This is a genomic window from Ruegeria sp. S84 (assembly GCF_056583445.1).
In genome coordinates this window covers 1,151,378-1,170,786 of the sequence record NZ_CM152618.1, presented here as the reverse complement: position 1 = coordinate 1,170,786, position 19,409 = coordinate 1,151,378, and the positions used below count along the sequence as shown (strand labels likewise).

Genomic DNA, 19,409 nt, shown 5'->3' with positions numbered 1-19,409 from the left:
TCTCACACCGGGTATGCTTCGAATGGAACTTACCCCGCTCTTACCGTTGTGCCAGATGAAACCTCACGTCACATGATCCTGATTTCAGTGTTTATTCGCAGATCCCGAAATCGCGCTGATCGCGGGGGACAGCAGCTTGGTTGCCACCGGTATCAGCGCCAGCCCATAGGCCAGACCGAATACACCATCCATCGTCGCCTTCGCGATCCACTTTACCGCGCCTGCCCATTGTTCAGACACAGCATGACTCGCAGCATTTGCCCAGTCGTAAATGTGATGGCCCAGCCAGCCAAAGCCCAGGACCTCCATACCGTGGATCATGATCGACCCGCCGACCCACAGCATCGCAGCAGTACCAACGATAGACAGAACTTTCATAACAACGGGCATCGCTTTGACGAGGCCCCTTCCCGTTCCGCGCCCTATCGGCGTCGGCGCGTTTTGCGCCAAATACAGGCCGACATCATCCATTTTCACGATCAGAGCGACCGAGCCATAAACGGCGACGGTGACCCCAACGCCCACCACGGCCAGCGTCGCGGCTTGCATCCACACATTCGGCGCTTCAATGGCCGCCAAAGCGATGGTCATGATTTCAGCAGACAGAATAAAGTCAGTCTTGATCGCACCCTTCACCTTCTTTTCTTCCAGATGGCCAGGATCAGGATTTTTCATATCTTCGTCTATCGCATGGCTCCCATGTGGAAACAGGACGTGAAAAATCTTCTCGGCCCCCTCGAAACACAGATATGAACCACCGAGCATAAGCAGCGGTGTGATCAACCAAGGCGCAAAATTGGCTAGTAGCAATGCCACTGGCAACAACAGAATGATCTTGTTGAAAATCGATCCGCGCGCGATGCGCCAGATGATCGGCAGTTCCCGCGCCGGGGCAAAACCCTGAACGTATTTGGGCGTCACGGCCGCATCGTCAATGATCACACCCGCAGTCTTGGCCCCAGCCTTGCCGGCAGCGGCCACCACATCGTCCACCGAAGCCGCCGCGACCTTTGCAATGCCCGCCACGTCGTCCAACAGGGCCAACAGACCACTCATCGCGCTTCCTTTCCATTCATCTGTTCGATCGGACCCTACCTGATCCAACGGCTAGCGCAAGCGTTAGCGCAATCGGCGCAGGTTTGCGCTAACACCTTAAAAATATGCCATTTTTGCCCTTTTGAGATTCAATATTCGCGGCTATATGGCCTGCAACGCAAGCGCATTTTTGGAGACGTCGGATGACCATCAAGGTCGGTATCAATGGTTTTGGCCGCATCGGCCGCTGTACTCTGTCGCACATCGCCGCATCGGCGCGCAATGACATCGAAGTGATCAAGGTCAACGCCACCGGCCCGCTGGAAACCTCGGCGCATCTGTTGAAATACGACAGCATCCATGGACGTTTCCCACGCGACATCTCGGTCGAAGGCAACACCATGGATCTGGGTCGCGGCCCGATGGAGATGTTCTCGACCTACGATATGAACGAGCTGGACTGGGAAGGCTGCGATGTCGTTCTGGAATGCACCGGTAAATTCAACGACGGCCTGAAGGCTAAAACCCATCTTGAGCGCGGCGCAGGCAAGGTTCTGCTATCGGCCCCTGGCAAGAATGTCGACAAGACCATCGTATTCGGTGTGAACCACAACAGCCTGACTGCAAACGACAACATGGTGTCGAACGGTTCTTGCACCACCAACTGCCTTGCTCCGCTTGCCAAAGTTCTGGACGAAGGTATCGGCATCGAGCATGGCATCATGACCACGATTCACGCCTATACCGGCGACCAACCGACGCTGGACCGTCGCCACAGCGATCTGTATCGCGCCCGCGCTGCCGCCATGTCCATGATCCCGACGTCCACTGGCGCCGCTGCAGCACTGGGAGAGGTTCTGCCGAACCTCAAAGGGCGCCTGGACGGCTCGGCCATCCGCGTGCCTACCCCGAATGTTTCGGCCGTTGATCTGTCTTTCCGCGCCTCGCGCGACGTCACTGTCGAAGAGGTCAACGCCATCGTAGAAGAAGCCGCGAAAGGCCCGATGCAGCGCGTTCTAGGGTATGAGCCCGCGCCGCTGGTTTCGACCGATTTCAACCATACCGAAGAAAGCTCGATCTTCGCGCCGGATCAGACCCGTGTGGTCGACAACCGTATGGTGCGCGTGCTGGCGTGGTATGACAACGAATGGGGATTCTCGGTGCGTATGGCGGATGTCGCCGTCGCGATGGGCCGCCTTAACTGACCCTTCGCACATCGCTTGTACCTTTATGCCCGCTCAGGTTATCTGAGCGGGCATTTACGTTCAGGGCGCAGAAATGACAAATCAAATCGCCATCTGGCTTGGAATCCTAATTCTGGGCGGTCTGATGCTGGACGTGGCACTATTCGGCACCGAACACCTGCTGTTCCTGGGCAAGAAGCTCTACGATTTCCTGGATTGGCTCGCCTTCTGGCGCTGACAGAGGTTTTTCTTGACTTTCGCGCCAATCTGGCTTTGTTAGCGCTAACCATCTATGGACCATGTTCTGACGGAGCGCATTATGACACTCAAGCTGGCAATCAATGGATTTGGACGGATCGGGCGCGGCGTTCTTCGGGCCGTCATGGAATCCGGACGTACTGATGTTGAAATCATCGCAATCAACGATCTGGCAAAGCCCGAAATGAACGCACATCTGTTCGAGTTCGACAGTGTGCATGGACGCTATTCCAAACCCGTAACTCTGACTGATGCAGGTCTGGATGTGGGTGCTGGGCCCATCCGGCTGACCAGCGAGCGTGATCCCGAAGCACTGGACTGGTCTGATGTGGATGTGGTTCTGGAATGCACCGGTGTTTTCCGGACCCGTGAAGCAGCTGAGCGGCACCTGAAAAACGGATCAAAGAAAGTATTGATCTCGGCCCCTGCCCGTGGCGACGGCGGCGTGAAGACAGTCGTGTTCGGCGTGAACGATCATGAGCTAACCGCCGACGATATCGTTGTTTCCAATGCCTCGTGCACCACCAACTGCCTGTCGCCGGTCGCGGCGGCTTTGGACGCAGGACTAGGTATCAAACACGGCAACATGACCACAGTTCATGCATACACGGCCAGCCAACCGGTTCACGACACTGCGGGTAAAGACCCCTACCTGTCGCGCGCAGCAGCACTTTCGATGATTCCGACGACAACTGGCGCGGCATCGGCTGTTGGTCTGGTTCTGCCGCAGCTTGCTGGTAAGTTGACCGGGCAAGCCATTCGTGTCCCCACGCCCAATGTCTCAGTCGTTGATCTGGTTGCTGAGGTTTCGCGACCGACGACCGAAGAAGAGGTCAATGCCCTCTTTGTAGAAGCCGCCGCCAAAATCCCCGGTGTGCTGGCGGCCGAGAATCGCCCCTTGATCTCGATCGATTTCAACCACGACTCGCATAGCTCGACGGTTTCACTGGCTGAAACCAAAGTAACTGACGGCACATTGGTTCGTGTGCTTGCATGGTACGACAACGAATGGGGCTTCTCGAACCGAATGCTGGACACTGCCGCCGCGATGGGCGCGCTATCCTAACCGCTCTTTCAAGGCGGAATTGACGCGGGGCGTGACGAATTTTGACACGTCCCCGTTCAATCTGGCGATTTCTTTGACCAGTTTCGACGCAATGGCTTGATGCCGTGCCTCTGCCATCAAGAACACGGTCTCAATCGAGTCGTCCAACGCTCGGTTCATCCCAACCATCTGGAATTCATACTCGAAATCCGCAACCGCACGCAGTCCGCGCACGATGATCTGAGCGCCTACATCGCGGGCGCAATCGATCAGCAGGTTTTCAAACGGATGCGCGACAATCTCGGTGCCGGTCTGCTCGGTCAGATGGGCGCATTCGGCCTCGATCATCGCGACACGCTCTTCCAAAGAAAACAGCGGGCCCTTGTCCCGGTTGATAGCAACACCAATGACGAGCTTATCCACCAGCGCAGCCGCGCGGCGAATAATGTCTATATGACCCATGGTGATAGGGTCGAAAGTACCGGGATATAATCCAACCCGCATTGGGCTCTCCAGCGCAACAATATTTCTGCGCAAGCAAACATAACTTTGCCGCAGGTGCAAGAGGCTGAAACAGCCCCCGCGTTCAGTGCCCCATGATCATGCCCTCAAGCGCGTCTTTTTCCATAGCAAGTTCAGCAAGTTGCGCCTTGACCGCATCACCCAGCGTAACGATGCCGACCAGTTTGCCATCTTCCAATACAGGCATGTGGCGAAATCGTCCTTCGGTCATCTGGGACAGGATAGACTCAACAGTATCCTGCTGGCTGGCGGTCACAAGTTGCTTGGTCATATAGTTGCTAACGGGTTTATCCAAGCATCCGCTGCCGCTGGCAGCCAACTCGCGAACAATGTCTCGTTCGGATAAAATGCCCGCTGCCGTCTGCCCCCCATCCTCGGAAACGACCACAGTACCAATCCGCTTTTCCGCAAGAATCTCGGCAGCCTGAGAAACGGATGCCGTTGGCTCGACCGTCTCCACACCGCCGCTGGCCTTGGATTTGAGAATGGCCTGTACAAGCATAAGCGAAAACCTCCGAAATTACGTACTGTTTTCCAAAGCGTTGCCGGAATGTGTGAATGTGTCAAGGTGAAGCTTCGCGCTCAAGCCGCGCTACTTCGTCCCGTATTCCGCGCGTCAACGCCTCGGCAAAGTGGTTCAACCGCTCATTGCGCTGATCGCCCTGATGGCGGACCAGATAGAACCCCCGGGTCAGACTGACCTGATCCGCCAGGATTTTCTGCAATCCCCGATGGAACGGCAATGTGAAATCATGTGCCACGCAGACCCCTGTTCCCTGCGAAACTTGTCGCAGCTGAACGGAAACAGAGTTTGATGCAAGCGCGACACGTTCAACACCAATGTCGTTGAGATAGTCCAGCTCGCGGTCGAAGATCATGTCCGGAATATAGCCTATCATCCGATGCCCTTTTAGATCTTCGATGGATCGAATTTCGGCGTGACGACTCAGGTATTCCTTCGTTGCGACCATATGCAGCCGATAGTCGGATATCTTCTGCACCAGCAGTTTCCCTGCGGTGGGCGCACTGACTGTTACCGCCATGTCGGCCTCTCGCCGGGATAGGTTGATGATGCGCGGCAACGCCAGGATCTGAATGTCGAGATCAGGATTGGCATCGCTGATCTTGGCGCAGACCTGTGGCAACAGGTAATTGGCACTACCATCCGGGGCACCAATTCGGATCTGACCGCTTAGCGATTTGGCAGAGCCTGACATGACACCAGTCGCTGCGCGCATAGCTTCTTCCGCCTGCAGCCCATGCTCCATCAGGCGTTGTCCTGCAGTCGTCAACACATAGCCCTGCTGTGATTTCGTGAACAACACCGCGTCCAATGCCGCTTCGAGCCGCGCTATTCTGCGCCCGACAGTCGCCGGGTCGATCTTGAGAATCCGCCCCGCCCCTGAAAGGCTTTCATCGCGCGCGACCGCCAGGAAAACCCGCAAATCATCCCAATTCGGCGTCATGCTCTACCCTTTGCATTTTTGCAAAACTGATTTGAAATATTGCCTCTGTTCAGGTGATTTTCGCAAGTCTATTCTTCGCGCAACTTAATCCGGAGGAGTTTGCAATGCAGAACCTGACCCATTTCATCAACGGCGAAAATGTCGCTGGCACATCTGGCCGCTTTGACAATGTATTCAACCCAGCAACGGGTGAAGTGCAGTACCAATGCCCGATGGCCAGTGTCGCCGAGACCACCGCTGCGATCGAAGACGCTGCAGCAGCTCAGGTCGCTTGGGGCGCAACCAACCCGCAGAAGCGCGCGCGCGTTATGATGGCGATGGTTGGCTTGATGAACCGCGACATGGACAAGCTGGCCGAGGCTCTCAGCCGCGAGCACGGTAAAACCATCCCGGACGCCAAGGGTGATCTGCAGCGTGGTCTGGAAGTGATAGAATACTGCATCGGCGCGCCCCAGATGCTGAAAGGTGAGTTCACCGACAGCGCGGGCCCGGGCATCGATATGTATTCGATGCGTCAGCCGCTGGGCGTGGTCGCTTCGATCATGCCATTCAACTTCCCCGCAATGATGCCGCTTTGGCACGTTGGCCCGGCGCTGGCCTGCGGCAACGCAGTTGTTCTAAAGCCGTCCGAGCGCGACCCCTCTGTTCCATTGATGCTGGCAGAGCTGTTTGTCGAAGCTGGTCTGCCCAAGGGCGTGTTCCAAGTCGTAAACGGTGACAAAGAGGCCGTGGACACCCTGCTGGACAGCGAAATCATTCAGGGCGTGTCGTTCGTGGGTTCAACCCCGATTGCGCAATACATCTATGCTCGTGCAACCGCCAACGGCAAACGGGCGCAGTGTTTCGGTGGTGCCAAGAACCACATGATCGTTATGCCTGACGCCGATCTGGATCAGGCTGCTGATGCGCTGGTCGGTGCAGGTTTCGGCGCGGCTGGCGAACGCTGCATGGCAATCTCGGTGGCCGTGCCTGTGGGCGAAGAAACCGCAGACGCACTGATCGAAAAACTGATCCCGCGTGTCGAAAAGCTGAAAGTCGGCCCCTACACAGCAGGTGACGATGTAGACATGGGGCCAGTTGTTACTGCCGCCGCGAAAGAGCGTATCCTTGGCCTGATCAACTCGGGTGTTGAGCAAGGCGCGAAGCTGGTTGTCGACAACCGCGATTTCAGCTTGCAGGGTTATGAGGACGGCTTCTTTGTCGGCCCGCACTTGTTCGACAACGTCACTCCCGACATGGATATCTACAAGCAAGAGATCTTTGGACCGGTCCTGTCGACCGTCCGCGCGGGTTCTTATGAAGAGGCGCTGAAACTGGCGATGGATCATGAATACGGCAACGGCACTGCGATCTTCACCCGCGACGGTGATACGGCGCGCGACTTTGCCAGCCGTGTGAACATCGGCATGGTCGGCATCAACGTTCCGATCCCGGTTCCGCTGGCCTACCACACTTTTGGCGGCTGGAAGAAATCGATGTTCGGCGACCTGAACCAGCACGGTCCAGACAGCTTCAAGTTCTACACCCGCACCAAAACAGTGACATCGCGCTGGCCGTCGGGCATCAAGGAAGGTGGCGAGTTCAACTTCAAAGCGATGGACTGATCATTCAGCTTACATATCAGGAAACCCGGCCCTACATGGGTCGGGTTTTTTCGTGCATGCGCCAGTTGCTGCCTGATCGCGTACCTCACAAGAAATTCAGAGGTCGCCCTCTGGAAAAAGCAGGCAATCACTAATATTTTATCGGTAATTCAACTATCCGAGCAGTTCATAACTTCCTGGAGGCAACCTTGTCCCAAAATCGTTTTACCCGTCGTCACGCCCTTTTGGGCGCTGCATCGCTGATTGCGGCCCCTGCCATCGTGCGTGCTCAAAGCACTGATGCTTTCCCACAGACCGAGGAAGCAATCAGCACGCAGCTTCCAGTACGTCGTAACGTTTCATCGTTCTCGCAGCAGAATTGGCAGGATCACTTTGACGAGTTGGGCGTCGGCGCATTGTTGGCCGATATCACCAGCCGGGCTGTTCATTACTGGGGGCCGGATGGAACCTACAAGCTGTACCCCAGTTCTGTCCCGATGAGCGAAGAGCTGACCAAGCGCGGCTATACCAAAGTCACACGCAAGGCGGAGAACCCAAGCTGGACCCCAACCCCCTCAATGCGCGAGCGCGATCCCTCGTTGCCAATTCGCATGGAGGGTGGTGAACCTGGAAACCCATTGGGAACTCGCGCTATGTATCTTGGCTGGCCTGCCTACCTGGTTCACGGCACCTATGATACCCGCAAGATTGGACGTCAGAGCTCGTCCGGCTGTATCGGTCTTTATAACCAGCACGTTGAAGAGCTGTACCCGCTGGTAAAGGTCGGTACTCAGGTACGTTTGGTCTAAACGGCGAGTTTCTACACGAAACACAAAAAAAGCCCCGTCCATCAGGAACGGGGCTTTTGTTTTCGTGAAGGTGGTAGATTTATTCAGGAATGATCACTTCGTCGACAACGTGGATGACGCCGTTGCTGGCTTCGATGTCGGCCTGCACAACTTTGGCACCATTAACTTTCACGCCATTTTTCGCGTTCACGCTTAGTCGGTCGCCTTGCACGGTCAGAACCTTAGCGCGCTTTCCTGCAATGTCGCCGGACATCACTTTGGCTGGCACGACATGGTAGGTCAGGATCGACACCAACTGGTCCTTGTTTTCTGGCAGAAGTAGGGTTTCAACAGTGCCTTCAGGCAGAGCTGCAAATGCTTCATCCGTGGGTGCAAAGACGGTAAAGGGCCCATCGCCTTTCAGCGTATCAACCAGGCCCGCGGCCTGAACGGCAGCAACCAGGGTGTTGAATGACCCGGCAGCAACTGCGGTATCTACGATATCAGCGGCCTGTGCCTTGACGGGCAGTGCAAGTGCAAATGCGGCGGCAGCGCCCATGAATGTGCGGCGGAACATGGCTGTTAACTCCTCTCCAGCTTGTTATGGAAAGGGTTACGGGCCTGGGTTCGAACCGGATCACACAGAAATCAATTTTCTTTGAGCTGAACCCAGATGCTCTGCGCACGGCCCTCTTCTAGAAACGGCAGCGCTGCGACGGCGTCGGGGCGATCCTGCTGCAGGTAATAACCGGGCCAAAGCATTGAATAGAAACCGGATTGCAGCAAGGCGTGCAACATGTACTGCTCACCCCATCCTGGGCAGTCATAAAAGAACCGTTTGGGATATTCATAAGGCAGAAAAACATCGTGGACATGAATGACAACGCCGGGTTTCAGCGCCGGAATGATCCGACAGAATAGATGGGCGACATCGTTGCTCATCCGAACCACATGGCTTGAATCGATGAACAGAACATCCCCAGCCTCAAGCTGATCGAACAGCGCGGGATCTACTTCTTCCAGTCGCTTCTGCTCAAACTGATCGACGACATGGGCGATATCTGCGCGCGGGTACGGATCAATTGCCGTGATCGTCGTATCCAAACCACCATCTATGATCGCCTGCCGCGTCACGCGAGTAGAGTTCCCGCAGCCGACCTCGATCACGCGCTTGGGCTGAAAGCGGCGGATCATCAGGTAAAGCGCATCCGCATCCGGGCTATCGTAATATCCATTGCCGGTGTGATACCCAGTCTGGTTTCGCGCCGGGTCCTTCAAAGCTGCAAGCGCATCGGCATGGCGCGTATACTCTTCGACAAGTTGCGCGATATCGAATCCGTCTATTCCCGGCGACAGGGCATAGGCAGGCCTGTTCAATCCCCCTGCCCGTTCGAACGCTTCGAGCCGCGCCCGTTCATCCTGTTCTGTAACCTTGTCGATCAGCTTGACGCCCAACTCATCCAGGGCGGCATTGATCTGCGGAAATTTTCTGGGTTTCACGAGGACGGCTCCACATTGCGTTGCGCCCGCTCTTTACCCGTGCACGCAGGACTTCCGCAAGAACCGACAGGCCAAACCCTTGGCAAAACGCTAATTTCCGTATTCACTAACGTGAATTGACCAACGAGGGCCGCCATGCAGCAGGAATTTACGATCGGCATTGAAGAGGAATACCTGCTGGTCGATCAAGACAGCCTGCAGCTCGCCGAGGCGCCCGCAGCATTGATGGAAGCTTGTCAGGCAGATTTCGAAGGCCAGGTCAGCCCGGAATTTCTGCAGTGCCAGATCGAAGTCGGGACCCGCCCACATGCTACGATCAGATCGGCGCGCGAAGATCTAAAGCGCCTGCGTTCTTGTGTATCAAAACGTGCGTCCGAGTATAATCTGGCTCCGATCGCGGTCTCTTGCCATCCGTTTGCGAACTGGAAAGATCAACACCACACACGGAAAGAGCGCTACGACGCCCTGCAGCATGCTTTGGGCGGCGTGGCGCGGCGGATGCTGATCTGCGGAATGCACGTGCATGTGGGCGTCGAAGATCAAGCCTTGCGCGCCGACCTGGTACCCCAGCTTTCTTACTTTCTGCCCCATCTGCTGGCGTTGTCGACCTCGTCTCCTTATTGGAACGGCGAAGATACCGGGCTTTCCTCCTATAGGCTCACCGTGTTCGACAATCTGCCCCGGACCGGTCTGCCCCCGGTGTTCAGCAGTTGGGGCGAATACGAACGCACCACCGGCGTGCTGGTCGAACTCGGCGTGATCGAGGACACCTCTAAAATCTGGTGGGACCTACGTCCATCTCACCGGTTCCCCACCCTAGAAACACGCATCATGGACGTACAGCCAAGGCTTGAACATACGCTTTCGCTTGCAGCGCTAGTGCAGGCGCTGACCCGGATGCTGTGCCGCCTGAAAGACCGCAATCTTCGTTGGCGGCAATATGATAAGTTTCTGATCGGCGAAAACCGTTGGCGCGCGCAGCGCTACGGTGTGGGCGAAGGTCTGATCGATTTCGGTGATCGCTCAATCAAGCCGATGGCTGAACTGATCGGAGAGCTGATGGGCATGTTGGCCGAAGACACCGAGGCATTGGGCACCATGACCGAACTCGCCCGCCTTCGGCAGATCGCAGAAAATGGCACCTCCGCCACCCGCCAACGCCGTGTTTATGCTGAAGCTTTGGCGCGCGGGGATGATCCGGGCATGGCGGTGGTCAAGCACCTGATCGAGGAATTTCACGCCGACCTATAAAGTCAAACCGCCGCCAAAATCTCTTTGATCCGGTCCGCTACAGGTTCATACAAATCGCGATCCGTCCAGTATCCGTTATGCGAAAGCGGGTTCCACGACGTAAAGATTTTGCCCGCATTGATCGGCTTATCCTTCAAGGCCCCACTTTGAGCGAGCTGTTCATAGCTTGGCGCGCTTTTGCCCAAAGGAAAACCCAAAACATCATGCTTGTCATAGTAGTTTCGCCACCAGGTCGAAAACTGCAACGCAGGCGGCAGCGCGCGGTTCGGGGCCATGATCGGAAAAATCTCATTCTCGGGATATGCGAACAGAAAAATCGGAATATTGCACCCAAACGTCACGAGGCCAGCAACGGTTTTCATGTTTTCAACATCTGTCGGGTGAACCGGTGAACCACCCTGGCGCAGATGTCTTTGCATGTCATAAATATAGTTCGACATTATGTGCCCACCCAGCGAATGCGCCAGGATCAGTACAGGCCCCTGTGGTCCGACCTGGTATTTGACGACCCCCATCACATTCTCGATTTTCTTGTGGATCGCCTCATAGATCTTATCGCCATCATCCGGAGTTGGTCGGTAGGAAGCCGCATCCGACAGATTGCACACTACAAACTCGCGCAGCTTGTCGTATCCAAGGCTGCGGTTGACCTTGCGCAGATATGCCTTCTGCCGCCCTTGCAGGATCTGTGCCCATACCACCTCGTGCCAGATCACATCATCCATATCCGCGCCGACCTGGTTCGAAACGCGTCGTTTCAGCCCTTTGGAAAACGTTGGGGTCGTGGATGGGGGCTGGTTCTGAGGATTGTACTGGCTGCCCATGCCGTGAATCGCGATAACAGCAAGCTTGTGTGACGACATAAGAATACTCCGTAATGATCAAGAAAGCAGAATTCCCGCAGTATACCTCACCGTCCAGAAATACCCTAAATCGCCGGGTTTGCCGACATTGAAAAATTTCTGTAAGGATTGAAGAATAAAACGCTCGTTCAATTCTATAGCCATCAGGAAGCACACGTCATGGATTTCGCGCTGACCGAAGAACAAACGGCCATTTTCGACATGGCCTACGCCTTTGGCCAAGACCACATCGCCCCCTTCGCGCGTCAGTGGGAAGCAGACGGAACCATCCCCAAAGAGCTTTGGCCCAAAATCGGCGAACTAGGATTTGGTGGACTTTATGTCTCGGAAGAGGCTGGCGGTTCGGGTTTGACGCGATTGGATGCGACACTGGTGTTCGAAGCGCTATCGATGGCCTGTCCCTCGGTCGCGGCGTTCCTGTCGATTCACAACATGTGCGCCAAAATGCTGGACAGCTTTTGCAGTGACGATCTGAAGTCCCGCATTATGCCAAGTATCCTCAGCCTCGAAACCGTCCTCAGCTACTGCCTGACGGAACCCGGATCGGGATCAGACGCCGCAGCATTGAAAACGCGCGCTGAACGGACCAATGAAGGCTACACACTGAATGGCACAAAAGCGTTCATTTCCGGCGGCGGCTATTCGGATGCTTACGTCTGCATGGTGCGTACGGGTCAGGACGGTCCCAAGGGGATCTCGACGGTATATGTCGAAGACGGCACACCCGGCCTGAGCTTTGGTGGTCTGGAGCAGAAAATGGGTTGGAAAAGCCAGCCAACCGCGCAAGTTCAGTTTGACGATTGCAAAATTCCGTCCAGCAATCTGGTCGGGGCTGAAGGCGACGGTTTCAAATACGCGATGATGGGGCTGGACGGTGGCCGCCTGAACATAGCGTCCTGCTCGCTGGGGGCAGCTCAGAACGGTCTGGACATGACGTTGCAGTATATGTCCGAGCGCAAGGCCTTTGGACAATCGATCGATCAGTTTCAAGCGCTGCAGTTCCGACTGGCAGATATGGAGATTGAGCTACAGGCGGCGCGCACATTCTTGCGTCAGGCGGCGTGGAAACTTGATCAGGGCGCACCGGACGCCACAAAATTCTGTGCGATGGCCAAGAAATTCGTAACAGAAACCGGATCGAAGGTTGTGGATCAGTGTCTGCAATTGCACGGCGGATATGGTTATTTGGCTGATTATGGCATCGAGAAACTGGTGCGGGATCTGCGTGTGCATCAAATTTTGGAAGGCACGAACGAGATCATGCGCGTGATCGTTGCACGCCAGATGCTCTCCAATCGCTGAGGTCTTTGATGTCCGATATCGACATTCGCACCACAGGCCGTGCCGGGCGCATCACGCTGACACGACCACACGCCCTGAACGCCCTTAGCTATGAGATGTGCATGGCCATTGATACCGCTCTGCGCAACTGGCGTGAGGATGATCAAGTCGATCTGATCATTCTCGATGCCGAAGGCGACAAAGCCTTTTGCGCTGGCGGAGATATTGCCGAGCTTTATGCGACCGGCACCAAGGCGGACTATGCTTATGGCCAAACGTTTTGGCGCGACGAATACCGCCTGAATGCCTTGATTTTTGAGTACTCAAAACCAGTGATCAGCTTCCTGCAAGGTTTCACCATGGGTGGCGGGGTTGGCATCGGGTGCCATGGCAGCCATCGAGTGGTTGGAGAAAGCTCAAAGATCGCGATGCCGGAATGCTCAATCGGGCTGGTTCCTGATGTGGGCGGATCGCTGATGTTGGCGCTGGCGCCGGGACGATTGGGCGAGTATCTGGGCACCACCGGCCACCGCATGGGGCCCGGAGATGCGATCTATGCCGGGTTTGCCGACCATTTCATTCCCCAAGAGCATTGGGCGGGGCTGATAGACCAGTTGGAAGCCTCTGGACGGGCGGAACTGGTGGATGAGCATGCAGTGCCCGCACCGGATAGCCCCTTGGCTGAAATGCAGGGCGAGATCGACAGGCTATTCAGCGGAGAAAGCCTTAGCGATATCCTGAACAGCTTGCGCAACGATGACACAGAATTTTCGACGAAAATTCTCGGCACCCTGCAGCGAAACTCTCCTATCTCCATGGCTTGTGCTGTCGAGATGTTGCATCGGCTGCGCGGAACCGGCCTGACATTGCAAAAAGCGCTGGATCTGGAGTACCGGTTTACTTATCGCGCAATGGAGCATGGCGATTTTCTGGAAGGCATTCGCGCCCAGATCATCGACAAGGATCGCAACCCGAAATGGCAGTTTGCTGATTTGGATGTGCCTGCAGTCGCGGTGTCCAAGATGCTGCAACCGCTCGGTGCGGATGCACTAAGCTTTTCAGAGGAGTAAGGGATGAAAATCGCATTCATAGGGCTTGGCAACATGGGCGGCCCGATGGCGGCCAATCTGGCGCGCGCGGGTCATGACGTGATCGGATTTGATCAAGTTGATGTCGCCGTTGAAGGCGTGGCCATGGCGCCTTCCGGCGCTGCCGCAGCTGCGGAAGCCGACGTGGTTATCACCATGCTTCCCAACGGGCAAATTCTGCGCGCTGTGGCCGATGAAGTTGTCCCTGAAATGCAAGACGGCGCGGTTCTGATTGACTGCTCTACGGTCGATGTCGACAGCGCCCGCGCAGTGGCGCAGCAAGCTGCTCAGGCTGGTCTGCTATCAGTTGATGCACCTGTATCCGGCGGGATTGGTGGGGCCGCTGCAGGCACTTTGACCTTTATGGCCGGTGGATCTGACGCAGCTTTTGCCAAGGCGGCTCCGTTATTTGAAATCATGGGGCAAAAAGCGGTTCACTGCGGTGAAGCTGGCGCGGGTCAGGCCGCCAAAATCTGCAACAACATGATCCTCGGCGTGACGATGATCGCAACCTGCGAGGCATTTGCGCTTGCTGATAAATTGGGACTGGACCGGCAAAAGATGTTCGATGTGGTCAGCACCTCGTCAGGGTACAGCTGGACAATGAACGCCTATTGCCCTGCCCCAGGCGTTGGACCCGAAAGCCCATCCGACAATGACTATACCCCTGGTTTCGCCGCCGAGCTGATGTTGAAAGATCTACGCCTCAGCCAACAGGCCGCCGAAAGTGCGAATGCCGATACGCCCATGGGACAGGTTGCGACAAAGCTCTATGAATCGTTTGTCGAACACGAAGATGGCTTGGGGCGCGATTTCAGCGCCATGCTGCCACGTTTTGAGAAGCGGTCCAGAGACTGAACAACCTCAGAACGCAGCGCTCTACGAAGCACCAGAGAAGAAAATTCGCAGCATTTTCTTCTCTCGCTCTGTTCCTATTCGGCAGCTACGGCTTGCCCATCCAGCATTGGCTTCAAATAACGCCCAGTGTGGCTACGCTCACATTCAGCGACGTCTTCGGGCGTACCCTCAGCCACAATCTGACCTCCGCCATCGCCACCTTCCGGGCCAATGTCGATTATCCAGTCGGCGGTTTTTACGACATCGAGATTATGTTCGATGACAACAACAGTATTTCCTTGGTCGACCAGTTCGTGCAGGACTTCCAACAGTTTACGTACGTCCTCGAAATGCAGACCCGTTGTGGGTTCGTCCAGAATATACAGCGTTCGACCCGTTGATCGCTTGCTCAGTTCTTTAGAGAGCTTTACACGCTGCGCCTCACCACCGGAGAGCGTGGTCGCCTGTTGACCAACTTTGATGTAGCCGAGCCCAACGCGAGCCAAGGCATCCATCTTGTCACGGATCGATGGCACCGCTTTAAAAAACTCCTGCGCATCTTCCACTGTCATATCAAGTACATCCGCGATGGACTTACCCTTGAACTTGATCTCAAGCGTCTCACGGTTATATCGCGCGCCTTTGCAGGTTTCGCAGGTGACATAAACATCAGGCAGAAAGTGCATCTCGATCTTGATGACGCCATCACCCTGACACGCTTCGCACCGGCCGCCTTTGACGTTAAAGCTGAACCGCCCGGGCTTGTATCCACGCGCTTTGGCTTCTGGCAATCCGGCAAACCACTCTCGGATCGGGGTGAAAGCCCCGGTGTAAGTCGCTGGATTTGAACGTGGAGTCCGGCCAATGGGTCGCTGATCTATGTCGATCACCTTGTCCAGATGCTCTAGCCCTTTGATTGTTTCACAGGGCGCCGGTGTCTGGCGAGCGCCGTTCAACCGCATCGAGGCGGTTTTGAACAAAGTCTCAATCGTCAGCGTCGATTTTCCACCGCCAGACACACCGGTCACACAAACAAATTTTCCCAGCGGAAATTCGGCCGTAACGTTCTTGAGGTTGTTTCCCGTCGCCTTAACAACGGTCACTTTCTGCTTCTTACCCTTTCGCCGTTCAACCGGCACCGGGATCTCGCGTGTGCCCGAAAGGTATTGACCGGTGATCGAGGCCGCATCGCCGGCGATATGCTCGGGCGTACCGTGGCTGACCACCTGTCCGCCATGCACTCCTGCACCGGGACCGATATCAAACACATAATCCGCCTCGCGAATGGCCTCTTCGTCATGTTCAACGACGATGACCGTGTTACCCTGATCACGCAAATTCTTAAGCGTTCCCAGCAGACGATCATTGTCGCGTTGGTGCAGACCAATCGATGGCTCGTCGAGCACATACAATACCCCGGTCAGGCCCGAGCCGATCTGGCTCGCCAGACGGATACGCTGACTTTCACCTCCGGACAGGGTGCCACTTGAACGAGACATCGTAAGATATTCTAATCCAACATTATTCAAAAAACCCAACCGCTCGCGAATTTCCTTGAGAATTGCGCGCGCGATCTCGTTCTTTTGTGCGCTCAGATGATTTGGGGCATCCTCAACCCAGGCCAGCGCCTCGCGGATCGACATTTCGACGACCTGCCCAACGTGCAAACCCGCAATTTTGACGGCCAGCGCCTCAGCACGTAGACGGTAGCCTTCGCACGTGCCGCAGGGTCGGTTGTTTTGATAGCGTTCGAATTCTTCGCGAATCCAGGCGCTGTCAGTCTCGCGATAGCGGCGCTCCATGTTGGGAATGACGCCTTCAAAGCTTCGGGTAACCTGATAGACGCGGCCACCTTCATCATAACGGAACTGGATCTCTTCATCACCAGACCCACGCAGAAACACCTGCTGGACTTTCTTGGGCAAGTCCTTCCAGGGAGTGTTCTTGTCAAACTCGTAATGTCGCGCGATAGCTTCGATCGTTTGCAGAAAATACGGTGATTTACCCTTCCGCCAGGGCGCAAGCGCCCCGTCATAGAGTTTCAATGTCTGGTCCGGCACGACCAGACGTTCATCAAAGAACAGTTCGACCCCAAGCCCGTCGCAATCGGGGCAAGCCCCAAAGGGCGCGTTGAATGAGAACAGGCGCGGCTCGATCTCGGGGATGGTGAACCCACTGACCGGGCAGGCAAAATTCTCACTGAATGTGATGCGTTCCGGGTCGCCCTCCTTCGGTGCGGTTTCGAGGATTGCGATCCCGTCCGCCAGATCCAGTGCGGTCCTTAGGCTGTCGGCCAGGCGTGTTTCCATGCCTTCTCGTACCACCAGACGATCGACAACGACGTCGATATCGTGGCGGAACTTCTTGTCCAGTGTCGGCGGCTCATCCAATTCATAGAACTCACCATCTACCTTGACGCGCTGAAAACCCTGCTTGCGCAGCTCAAGGAATTCTTTCCGATATTCACCCTTCCGATCACGAACGATGGGGGCCAGCAGATAGCCGCGCGTGCCCTCCTCCATCGTCATGATCCGGTCGACCATGTCCTGCACCTGCTGCGCCTCAATTGGCAATCCTGTGGCCGGGCTGTAAGGCGTACCAGCACGGGCAAAGAGCAAGCGCAGATAGTCGTAGATCTCGGTTACGGTGCCCACGGTCGAACGCGGGTTTTTTGAGGTCGTCTTCTGCTCGATCGAAATCGCGGGGCTTAGTCCGCTGATGTGATCCACATCGGGCTTCTCCATCATATCGAGGAACTGGCGCGCATAGGCCGACAGGCTTTCGACATAGCGGCGCTGCCCTTCGGCATAGATCGTATCAAATGCCAAAGAAGACTTTCCCGAGCCCGACAGGCCAGTGATCACCACCAGCTGATCCCGTGGGATGTCGACATCAATGCTCTTGAGGTTATGCTCGCGCGCACCGCGCACCTCGATATTCTTCAGCTCAGCCATTCAGGCCCCCAACAACCAACGTCACTCAGAGATAGGCGAGAGCGGCTGAGTCTCCAACCAAAAAATTAGAACAAAGTAAGAACAGGCGATTTTTCGACACTCGGCTTAAGCACTGGTTTTCTTAGCCAGAGCCCATGCGCAGATTGGAAAATCGGGATCGTTCTCCAAATTGTCTGTCTCAGGGTCATAAACAGGAGGCCATTCAAGTTCGAGATTGCGCAAAGCGGCGTGCCGATTGCCCCACTGTTCGGCCCGGATGAGATCCGGGTCGAACCCACACTCAGTGAGCAGGTTTTTCAATCCGCGCGCAGACCAGCGCGAACAGTCATGCGGAGCGGCGTGAAACGGAATGAAGAACGGGACGGCCAGCCAGAAATACCCTCCGGGTCTTAGCATCTCTAGCACGTTCAGCGTGGCTTCAACCGGGCGATCCAAGTGCTCCCACACCTGATTGGCCAAAACCAGATCGACCTTTCGCACCTGCTGTTGTTTGTTCAGAACGGGTCCGGTGCAGATATCATGTTGCTTATGCCAAATCTGTTCATAGCTGCAAAATCCAAATTGCTTACCCCACGAACCAGAAATCTCAATGACATCAAGTGTTTCCGGCTTCAGGCCGCGGACCCACTGCCGGCTGCGCCGTGCCATGATGACTCGATTTAGACTGGTCACTGCTTGCCCCTGATGTTTTGCAGGCAATAAACCATAAGATCAGTAAGATGTCGGCACAAAAAAACGCCCACAAGGGCGTATGACTTTCTAAATCGAAGGAAATGGCGCGGTTGACGGGGCTCGAACCCGCGACCCCCGGCGTGACAGGCCGGTACTCTAACCAACTGAGCTACAACCGCGCATTTAGGGTCTATGTGCGATCCGTTTGCCCGGATCAAAGGCTGGCAGCGATGGCGCGGTTGACGGGGCTCGAACCCGCGACCCCCGGCGTGACAGGCCGGTACTCTAACCAACTGAGCTACAACCGCCCACTGCCCGTTCATCTCTGAACGTTGGGGTGTATTATGGCTACACCCCGGCATCGTCAAGCGGCGTTTTCAAGTTTTTTGCTCGAACCTGATTTTTTCCGATCTATCCGACTTGGCGGGCAATGTGTGAAAACCGGATTTCGTCTGACGCGCTGCAATTTGAACGCTTTGAACTTGCGGCGAAACACAAGCCGCTGTATCAAACGCCGCTATGGGTGATTAGCTCAGTGGTAGAGCGCTTCGTTCACATCGAAGATGTCAGGAGTTCAAATCTCTTATCACCCACCATATTATTCAAATGCTTATGCGGCATAGTTGAAGCGTTTTGGAGCCATTTGGTTCAACGCTGCGAGCACAATGCTGTCATCCTCCGACATACACGCCGGATTTAGGACGATAAAAAACCTTTTGGTCATGCAGACGCCCCAGAAGGTCGTGTGCCTTGCGCACAAAGTCTTCACGGGTTTCCCTTTCTTCTACCCTCTCGTCAACAGGGACATTCGATCTGGAAGCTATGGCATGACGCATGGCCTCTTCTGATTATATCCATATCTTCGACCGAAAGCTCGAACATATCATTGTACAGAGGCATCCTGGGTTCTCCTACCTTGGCACAGACGACCAGCGTGCCTCATGTTCCGAGTCGATTCCACTTCAAATACCTATTGCCGGCGATCGCGTTTCGAAGAACACGCCCAGCAGGATTTAGAAGATGAATCGGGCAGACCTCGTTCTCGCGAATTTTCCGCATGATATGTGGCACTTGCGATGTTT

The 19,409-nt window shown here is 55.6% G+C and carries 18 protein-coding genes, 3 tRNA genes and 1 pseudogene; 10 read left to right on the top strand and 12 right to left on the bottom strand.

Annotation, left to right across the window (positions count from 1 at the left end):
- Positions 1 to 84: 84 nt before the first annotated feature.
- Positions 85 to 1,056 (bottom strand): DUF808 domain-containing protein, encoded by a 972-nt coding sequence (locus AC1DFB_RS05900; RefSeq protein WP_170393187.1) that lies wholly within the window; start codon positions 1,054 to 1,056, stop codon positions 85 to 87.
- 182 nt (positions 1,057 to 1,238) lie between these two features.
- On the opposite strand from AC1DFB_RS05900, the gene gap (AC1DFB_RS05895) reads away from it, so the two are divergent.
- The 3 genes from gap (AC1DFB_RS05895) to gap (AC1DFB_RS05885) all read left to right on the top strand — a co-directional run bounded on the left by gap (AC1DFB_RS05895) (position 1,239) and on the right by gap (AC1DFB_RS05885) (position 3,543).
- Entirely contained in the window at positions 1,239 to 2,240 is a 1,002-nt protein-coding gene (gap, locus tag AC1DFB_RS05895) for a type I glyceraldehyde-3-phosphate dehydrogenase (RefSeq protein ID WP_170510529.1), read from the top strand.
- Positions 2,241 to 2,313: 73 nt separating this feature from the next.
- Complete coding sequence (locus AC1DFB_RS05890) at positions 2,314 to 2,457, top strand: hypothetical protein (protein WP_010439846.1); 144 nt, start codon at positions 2,314 to 2,316, stop codon at positions 2,455 to 2,457.
- A gap of 81 nt (positions 2,458 to 2,538) precedes the next feature.
- On the top strand, positions 2,539 to 3,543 hold the full coding sequence (gene gap / locus AC1DFB_RS05885) for a type I glyceraldehyde-3-phosphate dehydrogenase (protein ID WP_170562880.1): 1,005 nt from the start codon (positions 2,539 to 2,541) through the stop codon (positions 3,541 to 3,543).
- Here the strand turns inward: gap (AC1DFB_RS05885) and coaD are convergent.
- The 3 genes from coaD to AC1DFB_RS05870 form a co-directional block, all read right to left on the bottom strand.
- Complete coding sequence (coaD, locus tag AC1DFB_RS05880) at positions 3,535 to 4,026, bottom strand: pantetheine-phosphate adenylyltransferase (RefSeq protein WP_170393190.1); 492 nt, start codon at positions 4,024 to 4,026, stop codon at positions 3,535 to 3,537. The two genes, gap (AC1DFB_RS05885) and coaD, sit on opposite strands and share 9 nt — an antisense overlap.
- 82 nt (positions 4,027 to 4,108) lie before the next feature.
- Positions 4,109 to 4,546 (bottom strand): CBS domain-containing protein, encoded by a 438-nt coding sequence (locus AC1DFB_RS05875; protein ID WP_480922317.1) that lies wholly within the window; start codon positions 4,544 to 4,546, stop codon positions 4,109 to 4,111.
- Between the two features lie 61 nt (positions 4,547 to 4,607).
- Positions 4,608 to 5,510, bottom strand: a complete 903-nt coding sequence (locus AC1DFB_RS05870; RefSeq protein ID WP_480922316.1) for a LysR family transcriptional regulator — start codon at positions 5,508 to 5,510, stop codon at positions 4,608 to 4,610.
- A 104-nt stretch (positions 5,511 to 5,614) separates the two neighbouring features.
- Between AC1DFB_RS05870 and AC1DFB_RS05865 the strand changes: the two genes are divergently transcribed.
- Together AC1DFB_RS05865 and AC1DFB_RS05860 are read left to right on the top strand one after the other, a co-directional pair.
- Positions 5,615 to 7,114, top strand: coding sequence for a CoA-acylating methylmalonate-semialdehyde dehydrogenase (locus tag AC1DFB_RS05865; RefSeq protein ID WP_170421406.1), 1,500 nt, complete (start codon positions 5,615 to 5,617; stop codon positions 7,112 to 7,114).
- A 188-nt stretch (positions 7,115 to 7,302) separates the two neighbouring features.
- Positions 7,303 to 7,902, top strand: a complete 600-nt coding sequence (locus AC1DFB_RS05860; protein ID WP_170393194.1) for a L,D-transpeptidase — start codon at positions 7,303 to 7,305, stop codon at positions 7,900 to 7,902.
- 79 nt (positions 7,903 to 7,981) lie between these two features.
- Here the strand turns inward: AC1DFB_RS05860 and AC1DFB_RS05855 are convergent, their stop codons facing one another.
- Positions 7,982 to 8,458, bottom strand: coding sequence for a fasciclin domain-containing protein (locus AC1DFB_RS05855; RefSeq protein WP_170393195.1), 477 nt, complete (start codon positions 8,456 to 8,458; stop codon positions 7,982 to 7,984).
- Between the two features lie 71 nt (positions 8,459 to 8,529).
- Positions 8,530 to 9,381 carry a class I SAM-dependent methyltransferase gene (locus tag AC1DFB_RS05850; RefSeq protein ID WP_170735124.1) on the bottom strand — a complete coding sequence of 284 codons (852 nt, stop codon included), beginning with the start codon at positions 9,379 to 9,381 and terminating at the stop codon, positions 8,530 to 8,532.
- 135 nt (positions 9,382 to 9,516) lie between these two features.
- Between AC1DFB_RS05850 and AC1DFB_RS05845 the strand changes: the two genes are divergently transcribed.
- Positions 9,517 to 10,632, top strand: coding sequence for a carboxylate-amine ligase (locus AC1DFB_RS05845; protein WP_170393197.1), 1,116 nt, complete (start codon positions 9,517 to 9,519; stop codon positions 10,630 to 10,632).
- A gap of 2 nt (positions 10,633 to 10,634) precedes the next feature.
- Here the strand turns inward: AC1DFB_RS05845 and AC1DFB_RS05840 are convergent, their stop codons facing one another.
- Complete coding sequence (locus AC1DFB_RS05840; protein WP_170510124.1) at positions 10,635 to 11,495, bottom strand: hypothetical protein; 861 nt, start codon at positions 11,493 to 11,495, stop codon at positions 10,635 to 10,637.
- A gap of 159 nt (positions 11,496 to 11,654) precedes the next feature.
- On the opposite strand from AC1DFB_RS05840, the gene AC1DFB_RS05835 reads away from it, so the two are divergent.
- The 3 genes from AC1DFB_RS05835 to mmsB are packed head-to-tail and all read left to right on the top strand — an operon-like array spanning position 11,655 to position 14,722.
- Positions 11,655 to 12,797: an acyl-CoA dehydrogenase family protein gene (locus AC1DFB_RS05835; protein WP_480922315.1), complete on the top strand. Its 1,143-nt coding sequence runs from the start codon at positions 11,655 to 11,657 to the stop codon at positions 12,795 to 12,797.
- Between the two features lie 8 nt (positions 12,798 to 12,805).
- Positions 12,806 to 13,846 (top strand): enoyl-CoA hydratase/isomerase family protein, encoded by a 1,041-nt coding sequence (locus tag AC1DFB_RS05830; RefSeq protein ID WP_480895369.1) that lies wholly within the window; start codon positions 12,806 to 12,808, stop codon positions 13,844 to 13,846.
- A 3-nt stretch (positions 13,847 to 13,849) separates the two neighbouring features.
- Complete coding sequence (gene mmsB, locus AC1DFB_RS05825; protein WP_480922314.1) at positions 13,850 to 14,722, top strand: 3-hydroxyisobutyrate dehydrogenase; 873 nt, start codon at positions 13,850 to 13,852, stop codon at positions 14,720 to 14,722.
- A 74-nt stretch (positions 14,723 to 14,796) separates the two neighbouring features.
- Here the strand turns inward: mmsB and uvrA are convergent, their stop codons facing one another.
- The 4 genes from uvrA to AC1DFB_RS05805 all read right to left on the bottom strand — a co-directional run bounded on the left by uvrA (position 14,797) and on the right by AC1DFB_RS05805 (position 18,635).
- Positions 14,797 to 17,655, bottom strand: coding sequence for an excinuclease ABC subunit UvrA (uvrA, locus tag AC1DFB_RS05820; RefSeq protein WP_480922313.1), 2,859 nt, complete (start codon positions 17,653 to 17,655; stop codon positions 14,797 to 14,799).
- Positions 17,656 to 17,760: 105 nt separating this feature from the next.
- The gene (locus AC1DFB_RS05815; RefSeq protein ID WP_170393203.1) at positions 17,761 to 18,327 is read right to left on the bottom strand and encodes a methyltransferase domain-containing protein; all 567 of its coding nucleotides are present in this window, start codon (positions 18,325 to 18,327) and stop codon (positions 17,761 to 17,763) included.
- A 102-nt stretch (positions 18,328 to 18,429) separates the two neighbouring features.
- A tRNA-Asp gene (locus tag AC1DFB_RS05810) sits at positions 18,430 to 18,506 on the bottom strand.
- A gap of 52 nt (positions 18,507 to 18,558) precedes the next feature.
- Positions 18,559 to 18,635, bottom strand: a tRNA-Asp gene (locus AC1DFB_RS05805).
- A 213-nt stretch (positions 18,636 to 18,848) separates the two neighbouring features.
- On the opposite strand from AC1DFB_RS05805, the gene AC1DFB_RS05800 reads away from it, so the two are divergent.
- Positions 18,849 to 18,923: transfer RNA gene (locus AC1DFB_RS05800), tRNA-Val, on the top strand.
- Between the two features lie 75 nt (positions 18,924 to 18,998).
- Here the strand turns inward: AC1DFB_RS05800 and AC1DFB_RS05795 are convergent.
- Positions 18,999 to 19,227 (bottom strand): annotated as a pseudogene (locus AC1DFB_RS05795) (hypothetical protein).
- Positions 19,228 to 19,409 lie beyond the last annotated feature (182 nt).

Coding starts and splice junctions, on each gene's coding strand:
- AC1DFB_RS05830 (WP_480895369.1), top strand. CDS start 12,806: ATGTCCGATATCGACATTCGCACCACAGGCCGTGCCGGGCGCATCACG.
- coaD (WP_170393190.1), bottom strand. CDS start 4,026: ATGCGGGTTGGATTATATCCCGGTACTTTCGACCCTATCACCATGGGT.
- AC1DFB_RS05875 (WP_480922317.1), bottom strand. CDS start 4,546: ATGCTTGTACAGGCCATTCTCAAATCCAAGGCCAGCGGCGGTGTGGAG.
- AC1DFB_RS05835 (WP_480922315.1), top strand. CDS start 11,655: ATGGATTTCGCGCTGACCGAAGAACAAACGGCCATTTTCGACATGGCC.
- AC1DFB_RS05870 (WP_480922316.1), bottom strand. CDS start 5,510: ATGACGCCGAATTGGGATGATTTGCGGGTTTTCCTGGCGGTCGCGCGC.
- gap (WP_170562880.1), top strand. CDS start 2,539: ATGACACTCAAGCTGGCAATCAATGGATTTGGACGGATCGGGCGCGGC.
- AC1DFB_RS05840 (WP_170510124.1), bottom strand. CDS start 11,495: ATGTCGTCACACAAGCTTGCTGTTATCGCGATTCACGGCATGGGCAGC.
- AC1DFB_RS05865 (WP_170421406.1), top strand. CDS start 5,615: ATGCAGAACCTGACCCATTTCATCAACGGCGAAAATGTCGCTGGCACA.
- AC1DFB_RS05855 (WP_170393195.1), bottom strand. CDS start 8,458: ATGTTCCGCCGCACATTCATGGGCGCTGCCGCCGCATTTGCACTTGCA.
- AC1DFB_RS05890 (WP_010439846.1), top strand. CDS start 2,314: ATGACAAATCAAATCGCCATCTGGCTTGGAATCCTAATTCTGGGCGGT.
- uvrA (WP_480922313.1), bottom strand. CDS start 17,655: ATGGCTGAGCTGAAGAATATCGAGGTGCGCGGTGCGCGCGAGCATAAC.
- gap (WP_170510529.1), top strand. CDS start 1,239: ATGACCATCAAGGTCGGTATCAATGGTTTTGGCCGCATCGGCCGCTGT.
- AC1DFB_RS05900 (WP_170393187.1), bottom strand. CDS start 1,056: ATGAGTGGTCTGTTGGCCCTGTTGGACGACGTGGCGGGCATTGCAAAG.
- AC1DFB_RS05845 (WP_170393197.1), top strand. CDS start 9,517: ATGCAGCAGGAATTTACGATCGGCATTGAAGAGGAATACCTGCTGGTC.
- mmsB (WP_480922314.1), top strand. CDS start 13,850: ATGAAAATCGCATTCATAGGGCTTGGCAACATGGGCGGCCCGATGGCG.